At 64.2% G+C, this 1,582-nt stretch carries 2 protein-coding genes; both read right to left on the reverse strand.

Going from position 1 to position 1,582, the window contains the following annotated elements:
• A partial coding sequence (locus tag Q8M88_RS08415) for a Tm-1-like ATP-binding domain-containing protein (RefSeq protein ID WP_305596317.1) occupies positions 1-1,217 on the reverse strand: 1,217 nt, incomplete at its 3' end.
• A partial coding sequence (locus Q8M88_RS08420) for an aminotransferase class III-fold pyridoxal phosphate-dependent enzyme (RefSeq protein WP_305596319.1) occupies positions 1,214-1,582 on the reverse strand: 369 nt, incomplete at its 5' end. The genes Q8M88_RS08420 and Q8M88_RS08415, both read right to left, overlap by 4 nt.

The following is a 1,582-nucleotide window of genomic DNA, read 5'->3' on the forward strand; positions in this document are numbered from 1 at the left end:
CCACGCGCCAGCCAGTCGTCGAATACCACGAGCGCCTGCCGCACAAACGCCGCGTCGTTGATGTGAGCATCTATGCGCGAGACCTGAACGCCCCCCCAATCGCAGCGATCCAACTCGTCCATCAAGGCCGACAGCCCCTCGGGGTCGTGCAGTGGCGCACCGGGCCGATCCCACTCTTCGATGCCACACATGGGCAGCACCAGGTGCACAGGTCCCTGTGCTTGGCGCAAGCGGCCGGCCAGTTCGCGAGCAAATTCGCGGCGCATGTCAGCGTCAATGCCCACCGATGCGATTAGGCGGTTGTGGTCGTGCGAAGGCCGCCCAGCAAAGCGCTCGGGCACCCGCCCCCAGGCTGGGTAGTCCACCAGGTCGGTGGCCCCAGGGGCCACGATCATGGGCACGCCCTTGCGGCCTGCACCCATCAATCGATCAGGTCCGGCGCTTACCACAGACCCCCCCATCTGGTTGACCATTTCCTGCAGGCTGAAGTCCATCACGCAGGCAAACTGCCCCTGTGCAGCCAGCGACTCAAACGCCCGGCCTCCCATGCCCGTGGTGTGGAACACAGCCAAGTCAAAGCCGCGCTGGTCCAGCTCGGGCTTGAGCTGCACCATGTATTTGAGGCAGCTCGCCCCCAAAGAAGTCATGCCCACCACGGGCCTCGCGAAGCGCGGTGCACGAGCCACGCGACACGCTCCCACCACCGCTCCTGCGGCCTGCGCCAGGGCCGACTGGCACAGGCTGTTGAGGCCATAAAGGCCCCCTGCCCACAAAACCATCACCAAATCCGGTGGCATGCGCTCGGGTGGCAACAGGGGCGAAAACGCCACCGTGGACAAGACCACCTTGGGCACCCCCAACGGCAAGCTGTTGGCCACGTCCAACGCCAAGTCGGTGCCCATGGTTCCCCCCAACGCCAGCAAACCATCGATCTGCCCTTCGCGGCACATCGCGGCCGTCAAGGCACTTGCACCCTGGGCCATTAGGGCCATAGCGCTGTTTTCCTCACCGATGTCCATCACCTGCTGCAGTGTTACGCCCGCAGCCTGCGCCACATCCGTGTTGGATACATCGGGTGTCACATGCCCTTTAGCCAGCACCCCCACATCCATGATGAGCGGCTGTCCACCAGCAGCCAACACCTGCTCGCGCATGAAGCCGATCTCATCGCTCTTGGTGTCGACCGTACCGACGATCAGGATGACAGGAGGCGTCATGCGCGGCCCTCCTGCACGGCGGCAAACGCGGCTTCGAGCACGTCACACATGTAGTCCACCTCCACACGGGTGATGACCAGCGGCGGCGACAAAATCAGGTTCGGCCCAGAGATGCGCACCATCACGCCAGCCTTGTAGGCCGCCTTGGCCACCCGCGCCGGGATATCGCTGGTACGGGCCATGGGCGTGCGTTTGGTCTTGTCGCTAACCATCTCGATGCCGAGCATGAGACCTACGCCGCGGACATCGCCCACAAAACTGCAACTGTCCACCAGTTTGCGCAAACGGGTCTGCATGTGCGTGCCAACGCGCCTGGCGTTCCCAGGAATGTCCAGCGCATCGATCTGGTCGAGCGTAGCCAGGGC

It is taken from the genome of Phenylobacterium sp. (assembly GCF_030693805.1).
Taxonomy (GTDB): domain Bacteria; phylum Pseudomonadota; class Alphaproteobacteria; order Caulobacterales; family Caulobacteraceae; genus Phenylobacterium.